A 24,264-nucleotide genomic window follows, 5' to 3' on the forward strand; every position below is an offset into this window, starting at 1 on the left:
ATATGGCATCGCTGATTGTTGACATTGGTTGGGCGGTGAAGAAAGGACTTGCAACGAAAGGTGAACAAAAACGGCCTTTTTGCATGGTTGACGAGGGAAATGCGGCGGGCTAAAGTTCTTTTATTCCCTAATTGTCGACAATTCCCCATGACGTTACTTGCAACTACTTCCTCGACCTCCCATGACGGCTCTGCTGAACCGGTGTCGCCAGAGGTGCGTACGCTCGCGGAGCGCGTGTTTCATCAGTTACAGAGCGATATCGTACGTGGCGAATTGGCACCGGGCAGCAAAATTACCGAGCCTGGGCTCTCTAAAACTTACGGTATCTCACGTGGGCCGCTGCGAGAAGCCATGCGTCGTTTGGAGGCGCACCGCTTGATCGAGCGAGTGCCCCATGTGGGCGCACGGGTGGTCAAACTCTCCATGAAAGAGCTGCTGGAGCTTTTCGACGTGCGTGAAGCTCTGGAGAGCATGGCGGCTCGGTTGGCGGCGGAGCACATGTCGGCCGAGGAGATTCAAGGACTGCGCGACGTGTTGGCGCTCCATGAAAGGCAGGGTGACCTGAAGCGTGGTGAAGCTTACTACCAGCGTGAAGGCGACCTGGATTTCCACTATCGCATCGTTCAGGGCAGTCACAACAAAATGCTCATGAACTTGCTGTGCGACGACCTTTATTACCTCGTGCGTCTTTATCGCACGCAGTTTAGTGCCAGCGGCACACGGCCTCAGCGGGCATTCGTCGAGCACCATCGTATCGTCGACGCCATTGAGGCGGGCGATGCCGAGCTGGCCGAACTGCTAATGCGCCGTCATGTCAGCGCCTCCCGCGCCAATGTCGCCGACCGCTACGCCGCGATTCTTGAGCAATCGCCTGCAGCAAGCGTACCGGCGTTTACAAAGAACGAACAACAAGCCACAACAACGTCTGATTAGGAGCTTACGCCCATGCCGTCATCATCACCCTCGTCAACCCCTGGAGCACGCTTTCGTGCCGCGCTGAATGCCAACCAGCCGCTACCCATTCTAGGTACCATCAACGCCTATACGGCCATGATGGCCGAACGAGTGGGGCATCACGCTATTTATCTGTCCGGTGGCGGCGTGGCGAACGCCTCGTTTGGTTTGCCAGATTTGGGCATGACGACCATGAACGATGTGGTGGAAGACGCTCACCGGATTTGCGGCGCGACGGACTTACCACTGCTAGTGGATATCGATACCGGCTGGGGCGGTGCGTTCAACATTGCCCGCACGGTCAAAGAGATGCAGCGTGCGGGCGTGGCCGCCGTTCACCTGGAAGATCAGGTAGCGCAAAAACGCTGTGGCCATCGCCCCAACAAAGCCATCGTGTCGCAGCAAGAGATGGTCGACCGCATCAAAGCCGCTGCGGATGCCAAGTTGGACTCTGATTTTTATCTCATTGCTCGCACCGACGCATTCCAAAAAGAGGGCCTGGACGCCGCCATCGAGCGGGCAAATGCCTGCGTAGAAGCAGGTGCAGACGCTATTTTTGCCGAGGCAGTGCATACGCTGGACGACTACAAGGCATTCTGCCAGCGAGTGAACGCCCCCATTCTGGCCAACATTACCGAATTCGGCGCGACGCCGCTGTTTAGTCAGCAGGAGCTGGGCGATGTGGGCTGCCGCATGGTGCTCTACCCGCTCTCGGCTTTCCGCGCCATGAACGCCGCTGCCTTGAAGGTGTACCAGAGCATCATGACGCATGGCCATCAGCGTGAGGTCATCGACACCATGCAAACCCGCGATGAGCTGTATGACTTTTTGAATTATCACGATTTCGAGCAGAAGCTCGACGCGCTGTTTGCCGAGCAAAAAGACGCCTAAACGTTACCCCTATTGACCAACAATTCTTATAAATACGTACGTCAGGAGACAACACATGAGCGATAAACCGTTAGCAGGTGCAGGGTTACGAGGACAAAGTGCGGGGACGACGGCCCTGTGTACGGTGGGTAAAACCGGATCAGGCCTAACCTACCGCGGCTTCGATATCAAAGAACTGGCAGAAAAAGCCAAGTTCGAGGAGGTCGCTTACCTGTTGTTGAAAGGCAAGCTGCCCAACCAAGCCGAACTCGATCACTACATTGCCAAACTGAAAGGCCTTCGTAGTCTCCCCGATGCGCTGAAAACCGTGCTGGAGCAGATTCCCAAAGACGCCCACCCGATGGACGTGATGCGCACGGGTGCCTCCATGCTGGGCAACCTGGAAACCGAGGAGAGCTTCGACGAGCAGCAGGATGTCGCGGATCGCCTGTTGGCCGTGCTGCCCTCGATCATTTGCTACTGGTACCGCTTCAGTCATGATGGCGTGCGTATCGACACCGACACCGATGACGCCTCGGTAGGCGGCCATTTTCTGCATATGCTACGCGGCGAGCCCGCCTCCGAACTGCATGCCCGGGTGATGAACGTCTCGCTGATTCTGTATGCCGAGCACGAGTTCAACGCCTCTACCTTCACTGCCCGAGTGTGCGCGTCGACGCTGTCCGACATGCACTCCTGCGTGACCGGTGCGATCGGTTCGCTGCGCGGCCCGTTGCACGGCGGAGCCAACGAAGCGGCCATGGCGATGATCGAGCACTGGACGTCTCCCGAAGAAGCCGAGCGGGAAATGCTGGGTATGCTGGAGCGTAAAGAGAAGATCATGGGTTTTGGCCATGCGATCTATCGGGAGTCGGATCCGCGTAATGCCATTATCAAAGAGTGGTCGAAGAAGCTGGCCGACGACGTTGGCGACACCGTGCTCTATCCGGTGTCCGTTCGCTGTGAGGAGGTGATGTGGCGGGAGAAGAAACTGTTCTGCAACGCCGATTTCTTCCATGCCAGCGCCTACCACTTCATGGATATTCCCACCAAGCTGTTCACGCCGATTTTCGTCATGTCACGGGTGACCGGCTGGGCTGCGCACGTGTTCGAGCAGCGCGCCAATAACCGCATTATTCGCCCCAGCGCAGACTATATCGGCCCTGAGAAGAGCGAATGGGTACCCATCGAAGCGCGTGATTGATCGGTCGCGTGGTGACTAAGTGAGAGGCGTTATGAACACGAATTATCGCAAGCCGCTACCGGGCGTTCTGGTAGAGGGCGAGCCGGTAGAGTTCTTCGATGCACGTCAGGCGGTCGAGGACATACAGCCCGGCGCCTATGCCACGCTGCCCTATACCTCACGGGTATTGGCCGAACAGTTGGTGCGTCGCTGCGACCCTGAGCTGCTTAGCGATGCGCTAAAACAGCTCATCGAGCGCAAGCAGGAGCTGGACTTTCCCTGGTATCCGGCGCGGGTGGTGTGCCACGACATTCTCGGCCAGACGGCGCTGGTGGATCTGGCGGGGCTGCGTGACGCCATTGCCGAAAAAGGTGGCGACCCCGCCAAAGTGAATCCCGTGGTGCCTACCCAGCTCATCGTCGATCACTCCTTGGCGGTGGAGCACGCGGGGTTCGAGAAGGATGCCTTCGAGAAAAACCGTCAAGTGGAAGATCGTCGCAACGATGATCGCTTCCATTTCATCAACTGGACCAAGCTGGCGTTCGAGAACGTCGACGTGATTCCTCCCGGCAACGGCATCATGCACCAGATCAATCTGGAGAAGATGTCGCCGGTGGTGCAGTGCCGCCCAGATGAACAAGGGTTGCGTATTGCTTATCCCGATACCTGCGTGGGCACCGATAGCCATACGCCCATGGTCGACGCGTTAGGCGTGATCTCCGTGGGTGTGGGTGGCTTAGAAGCCGAAAGCGTCATGCTGGGGCGCGCCTCCATGATGCGCCTGCCGGACATCGTCGGTGTCGAGCTCACCGGTAAGCTACAGCCGGGCGTCACCGGCACCGACATGGTGCTGGCGATTACCGAGTTTCTGCGTAAAGAGCGGGTCGTGGGCGCTTATCTGGAGTTTTATGGCGAAGGGGCCGATGCGCTGACCGTGGGCGACCGTGCCACCATCTCCAATATGACACCGGAGTACGGTGCCACGGCGGCGATGTTCTACATCGATGATCAAACCATCGAGTACCTCAAGCTCACCGGGCGGGAAGACGAACAGGTGGCGCTGGTCGAAGCGTACGCCAAGCAGACCGGCCTATGGGCCGATAGTTTGACGACGGCCGAGTACGAGCGGGTACTCCGCTTCGATCTCTCCCGCGTGGCACGCACGTTGGCGGGCCCCTCGAACCCCCACGCCCATTTGCCGACCTCGGAGCTCGCCAAGCGCGGCATTGCCATCGATTTGGATAAAGCCCGAGCCGATGAACAGGCCGGGAAAATGCCGGATGGCGCCGTCATCATTGCCGCCATCACCAGCTGCACCAACACTTCCAATCCGCGCAATATGGTCGCGGCAGGGTTGATTGCCCGCAATGCCAACCGATTGGGGCTGACGCGCAAGCCGTGGGTGAAATCGTCCCTGGCGCCCGGCTCGAAAACCGTCAAGATGTACCTGGAAGAGGCGCACTTGATGGACGAGCTGGAAAACCTCGGCTTTGGCGTCGTGGCCTATGCCTGTACGACGTGTAACGGCATGTCGGGGGCGCTGGAGCCCAGCATTCAGCAGGAGATCATCGACCGCGACTTGTACGCCACGGCGGTGCTGTCCGGTAACCGTAACTTCGATGGACGTATCCACCCCTACGCCAAACAGGCGTTCTTGGCCTCGCCGCCGCTGGTGGTGGCGTATGCCATTGCGGGCACGATCCGCTTCGATATCGAAAAAGACGTGTTGGGGTACGATCCTCAGGGGAATCCGGTCACGCTCAAAGACATCTGGCCCGACGATAGCGAAATCGACGCCATCGTAAAGTCGGCGGTGAAGCCCGAGCAATTCCGCCAAACCTATATCCCGATGTTCGACCTGGACAAGAGCGCGCGTACCAAGGTAAGCCCGCTGTACGAATGGCGGCCCCAAAGCACTTACATCCGCCGCCCGCCCTATTGGGAAGGCAACATGGCAAAAGAGCGTGGACTAAAAGGCATGCGTCCGCTAGCGATTTTGCCGGACAACATCACCACCGATCACCTGTCTCCCTCCAATGCCATCATGCTCGATAGTGCGGCGGGGGAGTATCTGCACAAGATGGGCCTGCCGGAGGAGGACTTCAACTCCTACGCCACCCACCGTGGCGACCACCTGACCGCCCAGCGGGCCACCCTGGCGAATCCAAAACTGTTCAACGAAATGGTCCACGATGAGCAGGGTAAGGTGCTGCAGGGGTCGCTGGCGCGGATCGAGCCGGAAGGCAAGGTGACTCGCATGTGGGAAGCCATCGAAACCTATATGGCACGTAAGCAGCCGCTCATCATCATTGCCGGGGCGGATTACGGGCAGGGCTCATCCCGTGACTGGGCGGCAAAAGGCGTTGCCCTTGCGGGGGTAGAGGCCATCGTCGCCGAGGGCTTTGAGCGTATTCACCGCACGAACTTGATCGGTATGGGTGTTATGCCGCTGCAGTTCGAGGAAGGGACCACGCGGAAAACCCTAGAGTTGGACGGCACGGAAGTCTTCGATGTGGAAGGCACGCCCGAACCGCGCGCCATGCTCACCCTAGTCATTCACCGTACGAGTGGCAGCACCGAGCGCGTGCCAGTGGTTTGCCGATTGGATACGGCCGAAGAAGTGACCATCTATTCTGCCGGTGGCGTGCTGCAGCGTTTTGCTCAGGACTTTTTGGAATCCTCCGTTGCCTAGTCGTCTCAGCGCGATGGTAAGGGGGTGATGAATAGCGAATAGCCTGGCCGTAGCCAGGCTATTGTTTAAGAGGTGCATCATGGCTCATCAAGCACAAATGCGTATTCCCGCCACCTATATGCGGGGCGGCACCAGTAAAGGGGTGTTTTTCACTTTGAGTGACCTGCCCACCGCCGCTCAGGTGCCGGGTGAAGCGCGCGATAAGCTGCTACTGCGCGTGATCGGTAGCCCCGATCCTTATGAAAAACAGATTGATGGCATGGGAGGAGCTACGTCCAGCACCAGCAAAACGGTGATTCTCTCGAAGAGTGACTCGCCCGATCACGATGTGGATTACCTATTCGGCCAAGTCTCGATCGATAAACCCTTCGTGGACTGGAGCGGTAACTGCGGAAATCTATCCGCGGCGGTAGGGCCTTACTCTATCGCCAACGGCTTGGTCGATCCCGCCAAGGTGCCTCGAAACGGCATCGCGGAAGTGCGTATTTGGCAGGTCAATATTCAGAAAACCATCGTTGCCCAAGTACCCATGGCGGAGGGTGAGGTGCAAGAGACCGGTGATTTCGAGCTGGATGGCGTCACCTTTCCTGCCGCAGAAATTCCCGTCGCGTTTATGGACCCGGCGGACGGAGAGGGAGCGATTTTCCCCACCGGCAGCGTGGTCGATGACCTAGAGGTGCCGGGCCTTGGTGTCCTGAAGGCGACGCTGATTAACGCGGGGATCCCGACCGTGTTCGTCAATGCCGAGGCGTTGGGTTACACCGGATGCGAACTGCAAGACGCGATCAACGGGGACGCCAAGGCGCTGGCGATGTTCGAGACGATTCGTGCCCACGCGGCGGTTAAAATGGGGCTCATTCAGCGTGTGGAGGAGGCGGCTAGCCGCCAGCACACCCCGAAAGTCGCCTTTGTCGCGCCGGCCTCGAGCTATACCGCGTCAAGCGGTAAAGCCGTTCGTGTGGAGGATGTCGACCTGGTCGTACGAGCCCTATCGATGGGTAAACTGCACCATGCCATGATGGGCACAGCGGCGGTGGCGATTGGCGCAGCCGCGGCCATTCAAGGCACGTTAGTGAACCTGGCCGCAGGAGGCATCGAGCGCGAGGCGGTCACGTTTGGGCATCCGTCAGGTACCCTTCGAGTGGGAGCAAAAGCCAGCTTGGTTGATGGCCGTTGGCAAATCGATCAGGCGTTGATGAGCCGCAGTGCCAGGGTATTGATGGAGGGTGAGGTCCGTATCCCCAGCGATACGTTCTGATCGGTAGAGGTAGTCTGCCGCCGCTGGCTATCGTCAAGCGGCGGCAGAGCGCGGTGATGGCTCACGTTACTCTTCGAACGTGACCTGGTCGCGCATACGGTCTACCGTGGCAGGGCCAATGCCGCTCACCCGAGTGAGGTCATCGGCATTCGTAAAGGCGCCGTTGGTTTCGCGCTCTTCGATGATGGCGGCGGCGCGGCTTGGGCCGATGCCTGGTAATTCAGCTAACAGTTCTTCATCGGCGCTGTTGACGTTGATGGGAGCCACGGTTTGGGCAAATGCTGCACTGGAAAGTCCTAGGCTCAGACTGATGAGAAGTGCAACGACAAAGCGTTTGACGGCTGTGTGCATGGTTCATGTCCCTTATTTGGTGCTTAGGTGCCAGCCACGTGCTCAACGTGATGGCGAGTAGTCGCGGTCACCTTCATGGTCGCCGCCTTAATGAACTTAAACTTTTCAAAACGTAAGTGCTGTAAGCGATCAACGATAACTTTTGTAAGTCTTTCGCTACAGGGTAATGGCGAATCGCTTACACAGCTTATATGGCGAGGCTGGTACACTAGGCGCTTGCCCCTGCGTCCAAGACGTGATTTTTCAACAGCGTTCACGAACACGGAGTAAGCGCGTGTCCACCGATTCCCCACTGATTATTGCCCTCGATTACCCCTCGCTCGATGCGGCGCTCTGCATGGCCGACCAGCTCGACCCGGCTCGCTGTCGTGTCAAAGTCGGTAAAGAACTCTTTACGCGCAGTGGCCCTGCGGTGCTGGAAGCGCTTCACGGCCGTGGCTTCCAGGTATTTCTGGATCTTAAATTCCATGATATTCCCAACACGGTGGCCAGTGCCGTTCAGGCGGCAGCGGAACAGGGGGTTTGGATGGTGAACGTACACGCATCGGGCGGGCGTAAAATGATGGAAACAGCCGCCAAACGGTTATCCGATCATCGACTCGCGACTCACTTGATCGCCGTCACAGTGTTAACCAGTATGGGCAAAGAGGATTTGGCGGAGGTGGGCTTAACGGCAAGCCCTGCTGAGCATGTCATGCACTTGGCGGCTTTGACGCAGCAAAGTGGTTTGAACGGCGTCGTCTGTTCGGCCCAGGAGGCGGCCCAAATTCGTGCGAAGTGTGGCGAGGCGTTTTTGAAAGTCACCCCAGGCATACGGCCAAGCTTTGCTGCAGCGAACGATCAACAGCGCATCATGACACCCGCTGATGCGATGCGCGCGGGCAGTACGCATTTGGTGATTGGTCGTCCGGTGACCCAGGCCGAGGATCCCATGGCAGCGTTGGCAGCCATCGAGGCCGAGCTTTCGGGCGTGTGATCACTCGCCCTCTACGCCGGTAATCGGTTTGATCGTTCCCCAGCGGCGACAGCTTGGGCACTGCCATGCCAAACTGTCGCTGCTAAAGCCGCAGCGGCGACAGCGTTGGCGGGGCCTCCCGCCCATCAGGGCCTTGGTGTGATGTTTGAGCAGCATCAAGCGTGTATCGGGCGTCTCTTTACCCATGAGGCGCTCGCTTTCCAAGTAAAGGTCTACCAGATAATCCAGTCCCCCCAAGCTAGGGGCTTCTGCTAGCCATTCGCCGGTGCGCTCGATAGCGCTGTCGACGCCATCTCGTTGATGTACCAGTGCGCCTAGTGCCACGATGACGCTAGTGTAGGGGGCTTCGCCTAATAGTTGGTAGAGGTGGGTTTCCAATCCAGCTAGGTCGTCGTGGCGTGCATAGGCGCGTTGCAAGGCTGGTAACATGGTCGGGATGTGAGCGATATCCTGTTGGGGAATATGGCTGAGACGTTCGATGGCTTTGGCGTATTGGCCATTGTCCATGTCCAGATCGGCAAGCATCAGCGTCGCACGTACACAACGCTCGTCTAGCTGTAGCGCTTTTTTGAGATGTTTACGTGCCAAAGCACGGCTGGATTGGTCGATCTCTTGCTGAGCAAGCTCGCATAGCCAGTGAGAGGCAGGTCGGCGCATGGCAGGCTGCTGTTTCATGAGCGGTTGAACGATTTCTAAGGCATCCTGCCACTCTTTTTCACGCTCGAGCAGGTCGATCAATAGTCGTTTAGCCTCCAGGCGCAGGTCCTCTTGGCTGGAGTGCTCCAGCAGTGCCCGCAGCAAACGCTGCGCTCTATCATGCACGCCCAGGGCGATGAAATCCCGTGCGAGTTCGAGCTGAACGATTTCATTGGTCGTGGTAGAGAGGGCGGGGCGGGCGAGCAGGTTTTGGTGGATGCCGACGGCTTTGTCCGCTTCACCCCGCGAGCGAAACAGCTTCCCCAAGGCAATGTGTGTCTCAACGGTTTCGCTGTTGACATCTAGTGCATGGATGAACGTTTTGATGGCTTCGTCAGGCTGCTCGTTCAATAAGTAGTTCAGCCCGACGAAGTATTCTCTGGAGAGGCCCGGAGCGCGGGAGGGTCGCTGGGCGCGGCGGTGGGCGTAGCGAAAACCCAGGCCAAAGCCAATGGCTATGGCTGCCAAGAGAACGCCTAGCAGCACCGCATCCTGCATTTAGGCAAGTTCCTTAAACCCCTGCGTACGTAAACGGTCTAGCTCTTTACGCTGCTGTTTGTTGTGGCGCTCGCTACGGGCGAGCTGCGCTTTTAGGCGGACGTACACACCGAGCATGGCCAGCATGCCGACGATGACGCCAACCGCCAACGTGGCCAGCAACCACACCGATAGCGAGACCGGAGGCAGTTCGGCCCAGATCAGGTTCAAGGGGATGGCCTGCTGATTATTGACGGCGAACAAAATGCCGACCAGCAGCACTACCAATAAAATGACGGCCAGAATCAGCCCTTTGATCCAACGCATGAGAGTTTCCTAGTCAGTGACATTCATGGTGCTATTGTGTCTGAGTCTCGGCACGGCGTCATCCCGCAGAAGGTCGGATACCGCTACTTTCGCGGTCAGTAGCCGAGCGCACGACTGGCGTCGACTTGCTCGCGCAACTCCTTGCCCGGTTTGAAATGCGGGACGTACTTGCCATCCAGGTCCACCGGGTCACCGGTTTTAGGATTGCGCCCTGTGCGCGGCTCGCGATAGTGAAGCGAGAAACTGCCAAAACCACGTATCTCCACTCGCCCTCCGTTGGCAAGCGCATCGGTCATATCGTCCAAGATAATACGCACCGCCGTCTCGACTTCTTTGGCGGATAGCTCCGGTTGACGCATCGCAATTTGTTCGATTAATTCAGATTTGGTCATCGGTTGGCTCCCTGCGAACTTTAAAGGCCGTGACGCACATGCGACCTCGATAACATCGAAATCAGCATACTGCGCATAAACGCATAAAACAATTCAGATAAAACAAGGTACTAGGTAAGTACAAAGCTGATTAACAGCATAGGCGATGCTCGGCGCTGGCGCGACCCTGCAGCTTCGGTATACTGGCCTTTCATTTCACTGACTCGGAGAAGCGACCGTTGAGCGACGACACTTCCCCTGCTGCCGTTCTACGAAAGCGGCTTTACTGGCACTCCCGACGCGGTATGTGGGAGCTGGATCTGCTGTTGATTCCCTTTTTGGAGCAGCGATTCGACGCGCTAAGCGAACAGGAACAGCGCACCTACCAGCGCTTGATCGAAGAAGAGGATCAAGATCTGTTCGTGTGGTTGATGCATCGAGAATGGCCCGAAGACCCTGAGCTTCGCCATCTCGTCCAGATGATCGTCGAGCATGCTGAAACCACCGATAACGCTGCCTATCGTACGCTCTAAATTAGCCGTTGGTGTTCAAGTTGCTTTGGTGCTGGGTTTGGCACTACTCACCGCTCGGGCATTAAGCGTCTGGGTGTCGTCAGGTATGCTCGTGATCAGCGTGTGGCTGATCGTTAGGGCTTATCGTACACAACGGTGTGGTGAGCTTCATCTGGTGCAAAACGGCAGTCAGTGGGAAGGTTACTGGCTGCAGAGCACGGGTGAGCCGGGCGTGAGATTAGGTGTAAGCTGTGACTACCTTGGGCCTTGGCTGGTCGGTCTGCGTATCGGTGCCCGGCGAATGTGGGTGTGGCCCGACTCATTGCCGAATGCCAGTCAGCGCGCATTGCGTCGCTGCTTTCATCGGCCGGGCCGCTGATCCTTTAGACCAGGTCATCTAGCTTTATCCACGATGGCTGAGTATCCAGTGCGGGGCGCGGCCAATCCTTTGAGTAGTGCAACCCCCGTGATTCGTGGCGCTTTGCGGCGGCCATCACCGTCATTTTGGCCAATGCCAGGGCCTGCTGGAAGCGAATGCTCTCTGGATGTGCCTTGGCGGATTCGTTCGACTCCCATTCATCGCTCAGAGCGGCTAACGCTCTGCGGGCAGCTTCTAGGCCTTGATCGCTCCGAACGATGGAAACATGTTGGCTCATGATGCTACGCATCGTGTGGCGATACCGGTCGAGCTGCTTAGCGTCAAAAGGGGCGTCTGGGGTTAAGGGAGGGGGGCTTACGGTTTCTTGCGTGACCGTCTCGCGTGCGTGCTTAGGGGACGCAAGGATGTGCTGCGCACAGCTTCTAGCATACACCAAGCACTCTAGGAGTGAGTTACTGGCCATACGGTTGGCTCCGTGAAGGCCGGTGTAGGCGGTTTCTCCGATCGCGTAGAGGTTGGCGACCTGTGTGGCGCCCACGTGATCCGTTGCGACACCGCCGCAGCTATAGTGGGCGGCGGGAACAACGGGGATCGGCTGGCGCGTAATGTCGATTCCCCGTGAGGCGCAATGCGTCAAAATCGTGGGGAAGTGATGGCGTATGGCTGCCTGCCCGAGGTGACGAATGTCTAGCCAAACGTGCCCCAGTGTGCCTTGCTGAATGTGCGCGTCGATGGCGCGCGCCACCACGTCTCGCGGGGCAAGTTCGGCGCGCGGGTCCAGGTCGGGCATGAAACGGTGGCCCGTCTCGTCGAGCAAATGTCCCCCTTCACCTCGTACTGCTTCGCTAATGAGGAAAGCCGGGCCGTGCGGGTCGTAAAGGCAGGTGGGGTGAAACTGCTGAAACTCGAGGTTGCAGAGCGAGGCGCCCAGCTCGGCTGCCATTATCATCCCTTCGCCGCTGCTGGGCGAAGGGGTGGTGGTGTGGCGATAGAGCCCACTCGCTCCGCCGGTCGCCAGTACCGTGTGTTGGGCGAAAAGCAATTGTCGCCGCTGGCTACTGTCGACGCCCTGGGCGCCAATGCAACGGCCCTTGGCATCTTGCAACAGGTTGACGATGGTGAGATCGCTGCGTTGGGTAATGCGTGGGTGCGCGGTGACGCTGCTGACCAGGGTATCGACGACGGCGCGGCCTGTTGCATCGTCGGCGTGAATGATGCGCCGCGCATTGTGCCCGCCTTCTCGGGTGAGGTGGTAGGGGTAGCGAGCCTGAGGGTCGGGGTCGAGGGTGAAAGGCACGCCCCTGTCGATGAGCCACTGAATGGCCTCAGGTCCGTGAGATACGGTAAAGCGAACGGCTTCTTCGTCGCACAGACCGTCGCCTGCAATCAGCGTGTCCCGTACATGATCATCCAGGCAATCATCTGGGGAAAGCACCGCTGCGATGCCGCCTTGAGCCCAGCGACTGGCCCCTTGATCATCCTGTTTAGGACGAACCAGGGTAACGGACAAATGATCAGCAACTTCCAACGCCAAGGTTAGACCAGCGACACCGCCGCCAATAATCAATATGTCAGATGCTGGCGTGCTCATTTGGCCCGCTTCCTCTCTTTACGACAATAGTCAGGAGGGCATGATAGCGTGACGTTTCGGACTAGGCGATGTGTTTGGTCAAAAAAACAGGGAGTTGGAGGGGAGGGGCAGATACAAAAAAAAGCCGCGTAGATAGCCTCTATCTCGCAGCGTTACTTTCAATCTAAATTAATGGTTTATCAATGGTGCCCGGAGCCGGACTTGAACCGGCACGGAGTTACCTCCGAGAGATTTTAAGTCTCTTGCGTCTACCAATTTCGCCATCCGGGCAGTGTATCGATGCTATGAAAGCCATCGTTACACTGAAAATGGAGGCTGGAGTCGGAATCGAACCGGCGTACACGGAGTTGCAGTCCGCTGCATAACCACTCTGCCATCCAGCCAAGCAAGTCATTTCATTGGGGTCAACCAAATTGGAGCGGGAAAGGAGATTCGAACTCCCGACCCTCGCCTTGGCAAGGCGATGCTCTACCACTGAGCTATTCCCGCTCGACTCGAGGGCGAATTATACGCATCGCCACGCGCTTGTCAAACAATCAATTTACCAATGGGTTCAAAGAGCTATTGTAAAACTGAGGCAATGCCCTTTACATGGAGCGGCTAAGGTGAGGCCAAGCAGCTTTGAGGTATTGGACCATGGAGAGCAGTGTCAGGGCGGCGGCGATGTAAAGCACCACCACTCCTAAAAGGGCAATAAAATGTCCTGGGGGGAAGGCCAGAAGTACCAGAATGGCCATCATTTGCAGCGTGGTTTTGAGTTTGCCAATCCAGGACACAGCGACCATGCCGCGTTTGCCCATCTCTGCCATCCACTCTCGAAGCGCCGAAATGACGATTTCACGCCCAATGATGACCAAAGCTGGGAGCGTCAAGACCAGCGTGTCGAAGCGTTCGATCAGCAGGGCGAGTGCCACGGCGACCATGAGCTTATCTGCAACAGGGTCTAGGAAAGCGCCAAAGGGAGTGGATTGATTCCAGCGACGGGCGAGGTAGCCGTCTAACCAATCCGTCACGGAAGCAAGGGCAAACAAGCCCGCAGCGACTGGCATGCTCCAGCTAAAGGGTAGATAGAACAGTACGACCAGTAGCGGAATGAAAACGATTCTTGCCAGTGTGAGTATGTTGGGTATATTCATCGCAGGGCGCGATCCTTGCCGGAGAATCATGAAAGTCGGAGTGAAGCGTGGGGTCATTCTATCCCCCTTAGCGCATTGCATCCATGTTAAGAACGCGTTTATCCGTTCAATGACGTATAAATCGTCTCAGCCAGCGCGGCGTTGATGCCAGGCACTCTGGCCAGCTCATCGCGGCTTGCCTTTTGTACGCCCTGTAGCCCCCCGAAGAAGCGCAATAGTTCGCGCCGCCGTTTTGGCCCAATGCCGGGGATGTCTTGCAGAGTAGAGGTGCGCCGCGCTTTGTCTCTGGCGGCGCGGTGCCCGGCAATGGCAAAGCGGTGCGACTCGTCGCGAATGTGCTGTATCAGGTGCAGCGCTGGGGAAGCAGGGTCCATCGGTAACGGGTTATCGCTGGTCTCTAAGAATAGCGTTTCTAGACCCGCTTTACGGGTAGTGCCCTTGGCGACGCCCAGCAGCACGATGTTGGTAACGGCTAAGTCGTTCAATACGCCACGCGCCATATTGAGCTGCCCTTTGCCGCCATCCACAATCAAGATGTCTGGAGCCACCGCTTCACCGCTTTTTACTCGCTTCAGCCGCCGAGTGAGCGCTTGCTGCATGGCAGCGTAATCATCCCCGGCGGCAACGCCTTCGATGCGAAAATGGCGATAGTCGCTCTTACGCGGGCCTTGATGATCAAAAACGACGCATGACGCTACCGTCGCCTCGCCTTGGCTATGACTGATGTCAAAGCACTCCAGCCGTTCTGGCAGGCTGTCAAGGCCCAGCGCTCTTTGTAGGGCCTCGAAACGCTGGGTCAGTTGAGACTTGTTGGCAAGCTGTGAGGCGAGCTGCTGCTCGGCGTTGGTCATGGCCAAGTGCTGCCACTGGGCGCGATGTCCGCGTACCTGGCTGGCGACCCTGATTTTTTTGCCCGCCAGTTGCGAGAGCGCATCGGCAATCAGCGCACTATCCTCTAGGGGGTGGCTCGTAATCACTTCCCCAGGAACATTATGGGGCTGTCCAAAGTAGTACTGGCTGACGACTTCGGTCAACAGCATCTCCGGCGGTAGGTCGAGATCGTTTTTTGGCGTGTGATGGCGCGCGCCTAGTAAGCGTCCATCTCTCACGCTTAGGATAGAGATGCCGAGTGCACCCGGTCGCTGGGCCAGCGCAAACACATCGGCATCGCCACTCTCGTTATCGACGAATTGGCGCTGCTGAAGCTGACGCAGCTGCTGAATTTGATCGCGCAGACGAGCGGCTTCTTCGAAGTCGAGCGCCTGGCTGGCGATTTCCATCTCTTGGGTCAATAGCTGCGTGACGTGCTCACTCTTGCCTTCCAAGCACATGACGGCGTGCTCCACATCTCGCCGGTACTCTTCCTCGGAAATATAGTCCACGCATGGGGCGCTGCAGCGCTGGATTTGATACTGCAAGCAAGGACGAGAACGGTGGGCAAAGACGCTGTCTTCGCAGTTGCGGATGCGGAATATTTTCTGCATCAGCGTGAGGCTCTCCTTGACCGCGCCGCTGCTGGGGTAAGGGCCTAAGTAGCGGCCGTCATCGCGACGCTGGCGTGCACGCTTGTACTCCAGAGCCGGGTAGGGGTGGCGATCAGTGACGAAGACGAAAGGATACGACTTATCGTCGCGCAGCAGAATGTTATAGGGCGGGCGAAGTTCCTTGATCAGCGTTTGTTCGAGTAACAGGGCCTCGGTTTCACTGCGGGTCACAGTGATTTGAATGTCGGCAATGCGCGCCACCATCGCCTGAGTTTTCGCATTGAGCTGGCCACGGAAATAGCTTGCCAGCCGAGCTTTCAGGCGTTTTGCTTTCCCTACATAGAGCGTATTTTGCTCCTCGTCGAGCATGCGGTAAACGCCCGGCGACGAGCTGACGGAGCTTAGAAACTGCTTGGCATCAAAAGTCATGGCTGGGCATCGGCGCTCTCAAACGTCAGAAGAGGCGATGGTAGGTCTATCCCAGGATCGCGTCAAAGCCCTCGACGAGCCCGTGGCGTAAGGCAAGGTGAGTGAGTTCGACGTCCGTGGCGACTTGCAGCTTGTCAAACAGGCGGTAACGGTACGTGTTGACGGTCTTTGGGCTCAGGTGCAGGCGATCGGAAATGTCTTGTACACGCTGGCAGTTGACGATCATCAGCGCTATTTGTAGTTCACGGTGGGAGAGGTGGCTAAAGGGGTTATCCTCGTCAGTGAAGTGCGCCAAGGCAAGCCGCTGGGCAATCTCTTGGCTGACATAACGGCGTCCGTGGAAGACCTGCCGAATGGCTTCGGTCATTTCAACGGCGTCTGCCCCTTTGCTAAGAAAGCCTGATGCGCCGGCCTCGAGCATCCGTCGCAGCACGCTATCCTCCAAATGCGCGGTAAGAATAATCACTTTGACATCGGCCAAGGTGCGGTGGATACGGCGTGTGGCTTCGAGCCCGCCGATTCCCGGCATGCGGATATCCATGAGCACGATATCAGGCTTTAACTGGCGACACTGAGTCACGGCGCTTTCGCCATCGTCAACCTCACCCACGATCTTGATATCGCACTCTTCGTTGAGCAGGTGGGCGATACTGGTTCTCACCAGGTGGTGATCATCGGCAATTAAAACGTTGATCAAGGGTCTGGCTCCTGCAGGTAGTCATCGTTGGCTCGGGCGATACGCGTGCTGCGAAACTATAGAGTGCCACAGCTCTTGGCAAAGGAGAATTAGTTGATGCTTGTTTACTTTAAACCTTGACCTTGCACTGCTTGTCGCTTAGTATTCGCTCCGCTGCAGGTTGCTGCAGTGATTGGGGCCTTAGCTCAGCTGGGAGAGCGCAACACTGGCAGTGTTGAGGTCAGCGGTTCGATCCCGCTAGGCTCCACCAAATTTGAAACGCCGCGTTATTTATAACGCGGCGTTTTCGTATGCCTGCTCTCGAGCTTTGCTCCTCTGCTTTCCACCCGAGTGTGGGTGGAAAGCACCAGAGCTTAGGCTTCGAGGAGCTTGGGTTACGAAGAACTTAGCCTTCGATTTGCCCGAGCAGCAGGAATTCGATCAGTGCCTTCTGGGCGTGCAGACGGTTGCCTGCCTCTTGCCAAACCACGGCGCGCGGGTCGTCCAACAGTGTATGGCTAATCTCTTCGCCGCGGTGAGCTGGTAGACAGTGCAGGAAGAGGGCGTCGGGCTTGGCGGTATCGAGCATGGCTTCGGTGACTTGAAAGTCGGCGAAATCTGCCTCGCGCTTTGCTTGCTCTGCATCCTGGCCCATCGATGCCCACACGTCGGTGGTGATCAAGTCAGCGTCTTTGGCCGCTTCTTTGGGGTCGTGGAGTAGCGTGACGCAGTTGCCAGCCGCTTCCATGATGTCAGCGCGAGGCTCGTATCCTCTCGGACAACATACCCTCAAATGGAAGCCGAACTGGCGAGCGGCATTGATCCAGGAGTGACACATATTGTTGCCATCGCCCACCCATACGGCGGTACGGCCTTTCACGCTGCCGCGAAGCTCGGTCCAGGTCATGACGTCTGCCAGCAGTTGGCAGGGGTGATAGTCGTCGCTGAGCGCATTGATCACCGGCACGCTGCTGGCACTGGCGTAGGTTTCCAATCCTTCGTGGGAGAAGGTGCGAATCATCACGGCGTCGACCATTTCAGAGAGCACGCGAGCGGTATCTTCGATGGGCTCGCCGCGGCCCAGCTGGGTATCGCGGGGAGAGAGGAAGAGCGCGTGGCCACCAAACTGCGCCATACCCGTCTCGAAAGAGACACGAGTACGCGTGGAGGATTTTTCGAAAATCATTGCCAGCGTGCGGTTGGGCAGCGGTGTATAAACCGGACCGTTGGCTTTCAAATCCGTTTTGATCTTGATGGCACGCTGGATCAAATACGCCAGCTCGTCTGGGGATAAATCCAGTAAAGTAAGGAAATGGCGTGTCGCCATGATGACTGCTCTCCACACAAAAACACCATCCTAGCGATGCGGCAGGGGATGCGCAACGCGAGCAGCATGCGTAGAATGGCGGCCACGCGTTAAGACCGAGTCGTTTGCTCGGGTATTGGCGGCAGCCGCGCCTACCTTACTCTGCCGGTCATGGGGTTAAAGCCAGTGAGCGGATGGCGTAGACTGGCGCGGAACACAACACTCGTTAGGAGCACATCATGAGCACGACTGCCGAAAACATTCAGCGTCAAATCAGCGAAAACCCGATTCTGATCTACATGAAAGGCACACCTCAGTTGCCCCAGTGTGGTTTCTCCGCGCAGACCGTTCAGGCGCTGATGAGCTGCGGTGAGCGCTTTGCCTTCGTCAACGTTCTGGACAATCCGGATATCCGTGCAGAACTTCCCAAAATTGCCAACTGGCCGACATTTCCGCAACTGTGGGTAGAGGGCGAACTGGTTGGCGGTTGCGATATCGTGGTCGAAATGCATCAAAACGGCGAGCTGGAAAAACTCGTCAAAGAAGCCGCCCAGCGCGCTGCAGCCGCCGAAGGTGGTGAAAACGCTTGAGCGTGATGCCACAAGCCGTTTGAAGACCGCCCGGCGGTTGGCGGGCTGCGGTGCAGCCGCTAGAATGGTGCGCAATCACTAAGCGCTTACTCTTAGCAAACGCGGTTCACGATGGGCCGCGTCGCACCGATTGTCAGCCCGCCAAAGGAAGTGTTGCTCAATGAGCTATCAGGTTCTGGCCCGCAAGTGGCGGCCACGTACATTCCACGAGCTCGTGGGCCAGGCCCATGTTCAACGCGCCCTGGTCAATGCTCTTGACCAGGGCCGTTTGCATCATGCCTACCTCTTTACCGGCACGCGAGGCGTCGGCAAAACCACCCTGGCGCGCATCTTGGCAAAGTGCCTCAACTGCACGGCGAATGGGCGCGGCGACGAAGGCATTACCTCGACCCCCTGTGGTCAGTGTGATAGCTGCCAAGCCATCGACGAGGGGCGCTTCGTCGACCTGATCGAAGTCGATGCTGCCTCGCGTACCAAAGTGGAAGACACCCGCGAGCTGCTCGATAATGTCCAGTACGCGCCTACACAAGGGCGCTATAAAGTGTATCTCATCGACGAGGTACATATGCTGTCCACCAGCAGTTTCAACGCGCTGCTGAAAACGCTGGAAGAACCCCCGCCCCACGTCAAGTTTCTGCTGGCGACGACCGACCCGCAGAAACTCCCGGCCACCGTTTTGTCACGTTGTCTGCAGTTTACGCTCAAGCACATGCCGCCTGAGCGTGTCGTCGAGCATTTGACCTACGTGCTGGGGCAAGAGGGCGTCGATTACGACGAGAGCGCGCTGTGGCTGCTGGGCAAAGCCGCCGAAGGCTCCATGCGTGACGCTATGAGTCTGACCGATCAAGCGATTGCGTTCGGCCAAGGCGCCGTTCGGCACGCCGATGTGGCGGCCATGCTGGGTACGCTGGATCATCGCCATGTGCTCGCGCTCGTCGATGCCTTGGCAGATGTGGACGTGCAGAAGCTGTTGGCGGAAGTGGCGCAGTTGGCCGAACAGGGGCCGGATTTTGCCGCCGTGCTAGACGAGCTGACGGCCACTCTTCATCGCTTGGCCGTGGCGCAGATGGTGCCCGATGCTGTGGATAACAGTCACGGTGATCGTGCGCAGATCCAGCAGTTGGCCAGCCGTTTTACCGCCGAAGACATTCAGCTCTACTACCAGATTGGTATTCAGGGACGTGGCGACATGGTGCATGCCCCGGATTTGCGCAGCGCCTTGGAAATGACCTTGTTGCGTATGCTGGCCTTCCGCCCCCAGGGCGTGCCGAAACCGCCGGTAACGCCGTTACCGCTACGCCGCGAGCCCGCCTCCGATACGAGCGCACCCGCCGAGGCATCAACCGAGACCGCTACTTCTGTCGACGGATCTAGCACAAAAAAGCCTGAGCCTGCATCCGTAGTCGCCGGGGACTCGCCCCAAGCGCCTGCTGAGGTGCAGGCTTCAGCGGCTCATGAGGATGATGCGGGCTCGGCCTTGTCTTTGCCGACTGGCGCCGAACGAGACGAGTCGGAGCCCCCGCCCTGGTCGCTTGAAGAAGTGGAACATACGGCTACGCTCGCGCCAGAGCCAGAGCCAGAGCCAGAGCCAGAGCCAGAGCCAGAGCCAGAGCCAGAGCCAGAGCCAGAGCCAGAGCCAGAGCCAGAGCCAGAGCCAGAGCCAGAGCCAGAGCCAGAGCCACATGACGCCTCTTTGGTTGCTGCGACGTCTGAAGTCACACCCGAACCCGTGACCGAGCTTGGTCGTTGGGACCATAAGACGTGGTTAGCCCATTTTGACGCGTTGGGTTTGGGAGGCTTGACGCGCAATTTGGCGGCACATTGCCAGTTGGAGAGCGATGATGGGCAGACCGTGATACTGCGGCTCGACCCCAGTCAGTCGGCCATGCAAGCCGATGTGCACAATGGACGAATCGAGCGTGCGCTCAAGGCGTTGGGGTTGACAAGAAAGCTTCAGTTCAGCGTCGCCGAGCTAGACACGGCGCTGGAAACGCCTCGCCAGCAAGAAGAACGCCTGCTGCAGGAGCGCCACGCACAGGCAGTTGATCTATTGCATCACGACCCCAATATCCAGAAGCTACAGCAGGCGTTTGGGGCTACGCTCATTGAGTCGTCCGTCAAACCGACGCCAGCGGCACGCTCTTAATGGCCACCGGCTATCTTTATCCGTTTCAATGATTGAGGAGAACACCGCATGTTCAAAGGCGGAATGGGCAACATCATGAAGCAAGCCCAAGAAATGCAGGAAAAAATGCAGCGTGTACAGGAAGAAGTCGCTCAGGCGGAGGTACATGGTGAGGCAGGCGCTGGGATGGTCAAAATCACCATGAACGGCCGTCACGATGTCATCGATGTGACGATTGACCCTAGCGTGCTGGAAGAAGACAAGGAGCTTCTGGAAGATTTACTGGCCGCCGCAGTGAACGATGCCGTTCGCAAAGTAGAAGCCAACTCTAAAGCGAAGATGGAAGAAGCAACGGCCGGCCTGAATTTACCGCCTGGCTTTAAGATGCCCTTCTAAACCATGCGTTTTTCTCCGCTTGTCGAGCAATTGATGGACGCCTTTCGCGTGCTGCCCGGCGTTGGGCCGAAAACGGCTCAACGTATGGCCATGCATCTCTTGGAGCGTGAGCGCCCGGGGGGTAAGCGTTTGGCCGCCGTGATCCAGCAAGCGATCGATGAGGTCGGTTATTGCCAGCGCTGTCGAACGCTGACTGAAGCCGAGATATGTGCGCTGTGTGAGAGTCCGCGCAGAGACGATGCGCTACTTTGTGTTGTCGAGTCCCCTGCTGATCAGCTAGCGATCGAAGAGGCCGGTGGCTTTCAAGGGCGCTATTTCGTGCTACATGGCCATCTCTCGCCGCTCGACGGTATTGGGCCAGACGCTATTGGGCTCGATGTGCTCGAGAGTATCGTGGCCGAGGGCAGCGTTCGTGAAGTGGTGTTGGCTACCAACCCCACGGTAGAAGGTGAAGCGACCGCCCACTTCATTGCGTCTCAGTTAGCACATTACGGCGTCGCTTTCTCGCGTCTTGCTTACGGGGTGCCCATGGGCGGTGAGCTGGAGTATGTCGATGGTGGCACACTGAGTCGCGCCTTTAACGGTCGCCAGCCTTTCGCTAGCGACGAATACTGACAAGAAACGCAAGCGCTGATGCGGTTGTGCCAACCCGGAAAACTGCTTTGTCCTCTTCAAGCTCTTTTTTATATCAATGGATTGATAATGCCGAGGCATTGGATGCCGCCTGTGAAGCGGTGGCCGGTGCTAGTGTCATTGCCCTCGATACCGAGTTTTTCCGCGAGAACACCTTCTTCCCCGTCCCAGCGTTGATTCAGTTTGCAAGTGATGACGTCGCTTATTTGGTCGATCCGCTCTGTACGCCCTGCACGGCCTCGTTCAAAGCGCTGCTGCAAAACGATGCGGTGAAACTGCTGCATGCTTGCAGCGAAGATCTGGAGGTTTTCCAGCATTGGGCGGGCGTTCTCCCTACACCGCTGGTGGATACCCAAGTCGCGCAGGCCTTTTTGGGGGAAAACCCCGGCATGGGCTATCAAAAGCTGGTCGAGCATTGGGTAGGTGAGACGCTGCCAAAAGAAGAAACGCGCTCCAACTGGTTGGAGCGGCCGTTGACGCCGTCTCAGTGTGAATATGCGGCGCTGGACGTCATCTATCTACTCCAGGTATGGCAACTTCAATCTGAGAAACTGGACGGTCTAGGACGACGGGAGTGGCTAGACAGCGAGTGCACCCATTTGATTGAGCAGGCAGGGCGCAGCGAGGAGAACGATGGTCAGTGGTATACTCGCCAGCGTCAGTTGTGGCGGCTTTCACCACGCCAACTCGAGGCGTATCGGCTGATGACCATCTGGCGTGAGGGTGAAACGCGTCGCCGCGATCTGCCGCGTAACTGGCTGGTGAGCGATAAGCTGCTGTTTGCCATCGCCGAGAAGATGCCGAAAAACCGCTATGAGCTCGCCGAGATAGACGGCGTCAAACCGTCGCTGGTCAAAAAAGAGGGCGATGCCCTGTTGGCGCTCGTCAAACAGGCGCTTCACTGTCCCGATAACGCGTTGCCAATACCCTGGCCTGACCCGATGCAACCTGCTTTCAAACGCCGATTCAAAATCATCAAAGGCGTGGTGACGGAAACGGCGTCTGAGCTGAACATCGCGCCTGAAATGTTACTGCGCCGACGGGATATCGAGGCGCTGGTCATGCAGCGGCTCGCGCACCAGCCGCTGACTGAGCTTAGCGGCTGGCGGGCCCGCTGCCTTACCCAGGCGATTCACCAATCGCTCGAGGAGTCATCTTTATGAGTGAAAAGTTACTTTGCGAGATCTTTAAAAGTTCGCGCAAAGACGAAATGTATCTTTATGTGGACAAGCGTCAAGGTCTGGAGAGTGTGCCTGACGCGCTGATGGCTACGTTTGGTAAGCCATTGCCCGTGCTGACCATGATCCTGACGGCGGACAAGACGCTTGCCCGCGTCAAAGCAGCCGACGTAATGACGGCCATCGATGAACAGGGGTTTTATTTGCAAATGCCGCCTGCCAAAGAGCCTTACTTACTCGACATTCATCGAGCACAGTCAGCTGACCGCTCGTGAACGAACGAAGGCAGCGTAGGGCACTATGAACTTTCTGGCCCACGCCTGGCTGGCACAGCCAGGCGACGATGGCTTTTTGTACGGCAATTTGATTGCCGATGGCGTAAAAGGCAGCGATCTCTCTGGGTGGTCGCCGAGTGTTGCAGGCGGTATTCGTCATCATCGACGGGTGGATGCCTGGGTAGATCAGCACCCGAGTGTTTTGTTGGCCAAACGGCGTGCCCCGAGGACGCAGCGACGCTACGCGGGCATTGCGCTGGATATCGTCTGGGATCACTTCATTGCCCGCCAGCATGCAGGGGCCGAGCAATCCGCGTTGGTCGAGCGCTGCTATCGTTTACTGAGTGCTTGGCCTGCACCCCAGCGGCTGTCGACGATGATGCCGGTCCTGGTCGAGCAAGACTGGCTTCGCCGCTATGCGGATTTCGACTTTACCTGCCGTGCGGTATCGGGCATTGGGCAGCGGCTGTCAGGCGCTAACCGCTTGGCCGAGCTCGTTCCCTGGCTGCGTGAAGATTACGCTGCACTGGAACGCGATTTCAGTCGACTGTGGAGCGAGTGCCGCGCAGAGCTAACCAGCGATGGCGCTGAGAGTATTCACTAATAGACGTAACGGTTTGCTGAGGTGATAAGAGATGAATACCGCGCTACGCGAGCGCTTCTGGGAACGCTACCCCCTGGAAGAACTCACCCAGCCCGAATGGGAGGCGCTGTGTGATGGTTGCGGCCAGTGCTGTTTGCTCAAGCTGCACGATGACGAGACGAAAGAGCTGGCCATTCTGAACGTAGCTTGTAGGCTGCTGGATACCCATAGCTGTCAGTGCAGTGATTATGAGAACCGCTTTGACAGCGTGCCGGATTGTACGCAGCTAACGCCTGCGCTGGTCAAAGAGTTTACTTGGTTGCCGCAAACCTGTGGTTATCGGCGCGTAGCGGAAGGGCGAAAGCTGGCGGGTTGGCACCCATTGTTGAGTAACGATGCCGAGCGGGTGCACCGCAAAGGAGTGAGTGTGCGTGGGTTTGCCGTGTCGCAGGATGACGTGCCAGAGAAAAATCTCGAAGAGCACATTATTGCCGTGATCCCGATGACATGATGTGATGCTCGTTGTGGTGTTTGCCTTCCTTGGCAATTCGGCCGCTAGCTGCCCTCTGGGTTAGCTGGCGGTTTTGCTTTTCGTGCTGTCCCAAATCGTTAGGAACGCTTCTTTCAGCGCCGAAGATTGAGGCCTGTTGGCACGCTGCTGAACGCTTTGCTTGGCTTTTTCTTGCGCCGCTGATGTGACCGGTGCGTCCCAGATGGTCAGAAACTTATCTTGATAATTCATGGTGTGCCTCGTCATGTTGGTTAGACGTTGGTATATGAAACTTATGGCTAGTATGACGTAAAAAAAGCGCCCTG

General features: G+C 57.7%; 26 protein-coding genes and 4 tRNA genes. 17 read left to right on the forward strand and 13 right to left on the reverse strand.

What is annotated here, in order from left to right:
* Positions 1–147 precede the first annotated feature (147 nt).
* The 5 genes from GYM47_RS06205 to prpF all read left to right on the forward strand — a co-directional run bounded on the left by GYM47_RS06205 (position 148) and on the right by prpF (position 6,957).
* Positions 148–933, forward strand: a complete 786-nt coding sequence (locus GYM47_RS06205; protein WP_153842427.1) for a GntR family transcriptional regulator — start codon at positions 148–150, stop codon at positions 931–933.
* 12 nt (positions 934–945) lie between these two features.
* Positions 946–1,845, forward strand: a complete 900-nt coding sequence (gene prpB / locus GYM47_RS06210; RefSeq protein WP_153842428.1) for a methylisocitrate lyase — start codon at positions 946–948, stop codon at positions 1,843–1,845.
* A gap of 55 nt (positions 1,846–1,900) precedes the next feature.
* Complete coding sequence (prpC, locus tag GYM47_RS06215; protein WP_153842429.1) at positions 1,901–3,028, forward strand: bifunctional 2-methylcitrate synthase/citrate synthase; 1,128 nt, start codon at positions 1,901–1,903, stop codon at positions 3,026–3,028.
* Between the two features lie 31 nt (positions 3,029–3,059).
* On the forward strand, positions 3,060–5,699 hold the full coding sequence (gene acnD, locus GYM47_RS06220) for a Fe/S-dependent 2-methylisocitrate dehydratase AcnD (RefSeq protein WP_153842430.1): 2,640 nt from the start codon (positions 3,060–3,062) through the stop codon (positions 5,697–5,699).
* Between the two features lie 79 nt (positions 5,700–5,778).
* The gene (prpF, locus tag GYM47_RS06225) at positions 5,779–6,957 is read left to right on the forward strand and encodes a 2-methylaconitate cis-trans isomerase PrpF (protein WP_139525602.1); all 1,179 of its coding nucleotides are present in this window, start codon (positions 5,779–5,781) and stop codon (positions 6,955–6,957) included.
* A gap of 66 nt (positions 6,958–7,023) precedes the next feature.
* Here prpF and GYM47_RS06230 read toward each other — a convergent pair whose 3' ends face one another.
* Entirely contained in the window at positions 7,024–7,308 is a 285-nt protein-coding gene (locus GYM47_RS06230) for a ComEA family DNA-binding protein (protein WP_139525603.1), read from the reverse strand.
* A gap of 274 nt (positions 7,309–7,582) precedes the next feature.
* Between GYM47_RS06230 and pyrF the strand changes: the two genes are divergently transcribed.
* Entirely contained in the window at positions 7,583–8,284 is a 702-nt protein-coding gene (gene pyrF, locus GYM47_RS06235; protein ID WP_139525604.1) for an orotidine-5'-phosphate decarboxylase, read from the forward strand.
* Here pyrF and lapB read toward each other — a convergent pair whose 3' ends face one another.
* The 3 genes from lapB to GYM47_RS06250 form a co-directional block, all read right to left on the reverse strand.
* Positions 8,285–9,478 (reverse strand): lipopolysaccharide assembly protein LapB, encoded by a 1,194-nt coding sequence (gene lapB / locus GYM47_RS06240; RefSeq protein ID WP_139525605.1) that lies wholly within the window; start codon positions 9,476–9,478, stop codon positions 8,285–8,287. It lies immediately after the preceding gene.
* Positions 9,479–9,784, reverse strand: a complete 306-nt coding sequence (locus GYM47_RS06245; RefSeq protein ID WP_139525606.1) for a lipopolysaccharide assembly protein LapA domain-containing protein — start codon at positions 9,782–9,784, stop codon at positions 9,479–9,481. It abuts the gene before it with no gap.
* Positions 9,785–9,879: 95 nt separating this feature from the next.
* Positions 9,880–10,176 (reverse strand): integration host factor subunit beta, encoded by a 297-nt coding sequence (locus GYM47_RS06250; RefSeq protein WP_139525607.1) that lies wholly within the window; start codon positions 10,174–10,176, stop codon positions 9,880–9,882.
* 218 nt (positions 10,177–10,394) lie between these two features.
* On the opposite strand from GYM47_RS06250, the gene GYM47_RS06255 reads away from it, so the two are divergent.
* Positions 10,395–10,688 (forward strand): FAD assembly factor SdhE, encoded by a 294-nt coding sequence (locus tag GYM47_RS06255; protein WP_139525608.1) that lies wholly within the window; start codon positions 10,395–10,397, stop codon positions 10,686–10,688.
* The gene (locus GYM47_RS06260) at positions 10,648–11,046 is read left to right on the forward strand and encodes a hypothetical protein (RefSeq protein ID WP_231125524.1); all 399 of its coding nucleotides are present in this window, start codon (positions 10,648–10,650) and stop codon (positions 11,044–11,046) included. The genes GYM47_RS06255 and GYM47_RS06260 overlap by 41 nt, the downstream gene beginning before the upstream one ends.
* A gap of 4 nt (positions 11,047–11,050) precedes the next feature.
* On the opposite strand, the gene nadB is transcribed toward GYM47_RS06260, so the two are convergent.
* The 7 genes from nadB to uvrY form a co-directional block, all read right to left on the reverse strand.
* Positions 11,051–12,637, reverse strand: a complete 1,587-nt coding sequence (gene nadB / locus GYM47_RS06265) for an L-aspartate oxidase (protein WP_139525609.1) — start codon at positions 12,635–12,637, stop codon at positions 11,051–11,053.
* A 183-nt stretch (positions 12,638–12,820) separates the two neighbouring features.
* A tRNA-Leu gene (locus GYM47_RS06270) sits at positions 12,821–12,907 on the reverse strand.
* 39 nt (positions 12,908–12,946) lie between these two features.
* Positions 12,947–13,020 (reverse strand) — tRNA-Cys (locus GYM47_RS06275).
* A gap of 31 nt (positions 13,021–13,051) precedes the next feature.
* Positions 13,052–13,126 (reverse strand) — tRNA-Gly (locus GYM47_RS06280).
* 98 nt (positions 13,127–13,224) lie between these two features.
* Positions 13,225–13,773: a CDP-diacylglycerol--glycerol-3-phosphate 3-phosphatidyltransferase gene (pgsA, locus tag GYM47_RS06285; RefSeq protein WP_139525610.1), complete on the reverse strand. Its 549-nt coding sequence runs from the start codon at positions 13,771–13,773 to the stop codon at positions 13,225–13,227.
* Positions 13,774–13,871: 98 nt separating this feature from the next.
* Positions 13,872–15,686: an excinuclease ABC subunit UvrC gene (uvrC, locus tag GYM47_RS06290; protein ID WP_153842431.1), complete on the reverse strand. Its 1,815-nt coding sequence runs from the start codon at positions 15,684–15,686 to the stop codon at positions 13,872–13,874.
* A gap of 46 nt (positions 15,687–15,732) precedes the next feature.
* Positions 15,733–16,383, reverse strand: a complete 651-nt coding sequence (gene uvrY / locus GYM47_RS06295) for a UvrY/SirA/GacA family response regulator transcription factor (RefSeq protein WP_139525612.1) — start codon at positions 16,381–16,383, stop codon at positions 15,733–15,735.
* 174 nt (positions 16,384–16,557) lie between these two features.
* Between uvrY and GYM47_RS06300 the strand changes: the two genes are divergently transcribed.
* Positions 16,558–16,633, forward strand: a tRNA-Ala gene (locus GYM47_RS06300).
* Positions 16,634–16,768: 135 nt separating this feature from the next.
* Here GYM47_RS06300 and argF read toward each other — a convergent pair.
* Positions 16,769–17,689, reverse strand: a complete 921-nt coding sequence (gene argF / locus GYM47_RS06305) for an ornithine carbamoyltransferase (protein WP_153842432.1) — start codon at positions 17,687–17,689, stop codon at positions 16,769–16,771.
* A 218-nt stretch (positions 17,690–17,907) separates the two neighbouring features.
* Here argF and grxD point away from each other — a divergent pair, with 218 nt between their 5' ends.
* The 8 genes from grxD to GYM47_RS06345 all read left to right on the forward strand — a co-directional run bounded on the left by grxD (position 17,908) and on the right by GYM47_RS06345 (position 23,959).
* Positions 17,908–18,258 (forward strand): Grx4 family monothiol glutaredoxin, encoded by a 351-nt coding sequence (gene grxD / locus GYM47_RS06310; protein ID WP_139525614.1) that lies wholly within the window; start codon positions 17,908–17,910, stop codon positions 18,256–18,258.
* 160 nt (positions 18,259–18,418) lie between these two features.
* A complete protein-coding gene (gene dnaX, locus GYM47_RS06315) occupies positions 18,419–20,404 on the forward strand; it encodes a DNA polymerase III subunit gamma/tau (protein ID WP_168444441.1) in 1,986 nt (661 codons plus the stop codon).
* A 48-nt stretch (positions 20,405–20,452) separates the two neighbouring features.
* Positions 20,453–20,779, forward strand: coding sequence for a YbaB/EbfC family nucleoid-associated protein (locus GYM47_RS06320; RefSeq protein WP_139525616.1), 327 nt, complete (start codon positions 20,453–20,455; stop codon positions 20,777–20,779).
* Positions 20,780–20,782: 3 nt separating this feature from the next.
* Entirely contained in the window at positions 20,783–21,394 is a 612-nt protein-coding gene (recR, locus tag GYM47_RS06325) for a recombination mediator RecR (RefSeq protein ID WP_139525617.1), read from the forward strand.
* A 47-nt stretch (positions 21,395–21,441) separates the two neighbouring features.
* Positions 21,442–22,575 carry a ribonuclease D gene (gene rnd, locus GYM47_RS06330; protein WP_153842434.1) on the forward strand — a complete coding sequence of 378 codons (1,134 nt, stop codon included), beginning with the start codon at positions 21,442–21,444 and terminating at the stop codon, positions 22,573–22,575.
* The gene (locus tag GYM47_RS06335; protein WP_153842435.1) at positions 22,572–22,865 is read left to right on the forward strand and encodes a YcgL domain-containing protein; all 294 of its coding nucleotides are present in this window, start codon (positions 22,572–22,574) and stop codon (positions 22,863–22,865) included. The genes rnd and GYM47_RS06335 overlap by 4 nt, the downstream gene beginning before the upstream one ends.
* 25 nt (positions 22,866–22,890) lie before the next feature.
* Complete coding sequence (locus GYM47_RS06340) at positions 22,891–23,469, forward strand: acyl carrier protein phosphodiesterase (protein ID WP_153842436.1); 579 nt, start codon at positions 22,891–22,893, stop codon at positions 23,467–23,469.
* Positions 23,470–23,500: 31 nt separating this feature from the next.
* Positions 23,501–23,959 carry a YcgN family cysteine cluster protein gene (locus tag GYM47_RS06345; RefSeq protein ID WP_153842437.1) on the forward strand — a complete coding sequence of 153 codons (459 nt, stop codon included), beginning with the start codon at positions 23,501–23,503 and terminating at the stop codon, positions 23,957–23,959.
* Between the two features lie 60 nt (positions 23,960–24,019).
* Here GYM47_RS06345 and GYM47_RS06350 read toward each other — a convergent pair whose 3' ends face one another.
* A complete protein-coding gene (locus GYM47_RS06350) occupies positions 24,020–24,190 on the reverse strand; it encodes a hypothetical protein (RefSeq protein WP_168444442.1) in 171 nt (56 codons plus the stop codon).
* Positions 24,191–24,264: the final 74 nt, after the last annotated feature.

Origin of the sequence: Vreelandella piezotolerans (assembly GCF_012427705.1) — a bacterium.
Lineage (GTDB): Bacteria > Pseudomonadota > Gammaproteobacteria > Pseudomonadales > Halomonadaceae > Vreelandella > Vreelandella piezotolerans.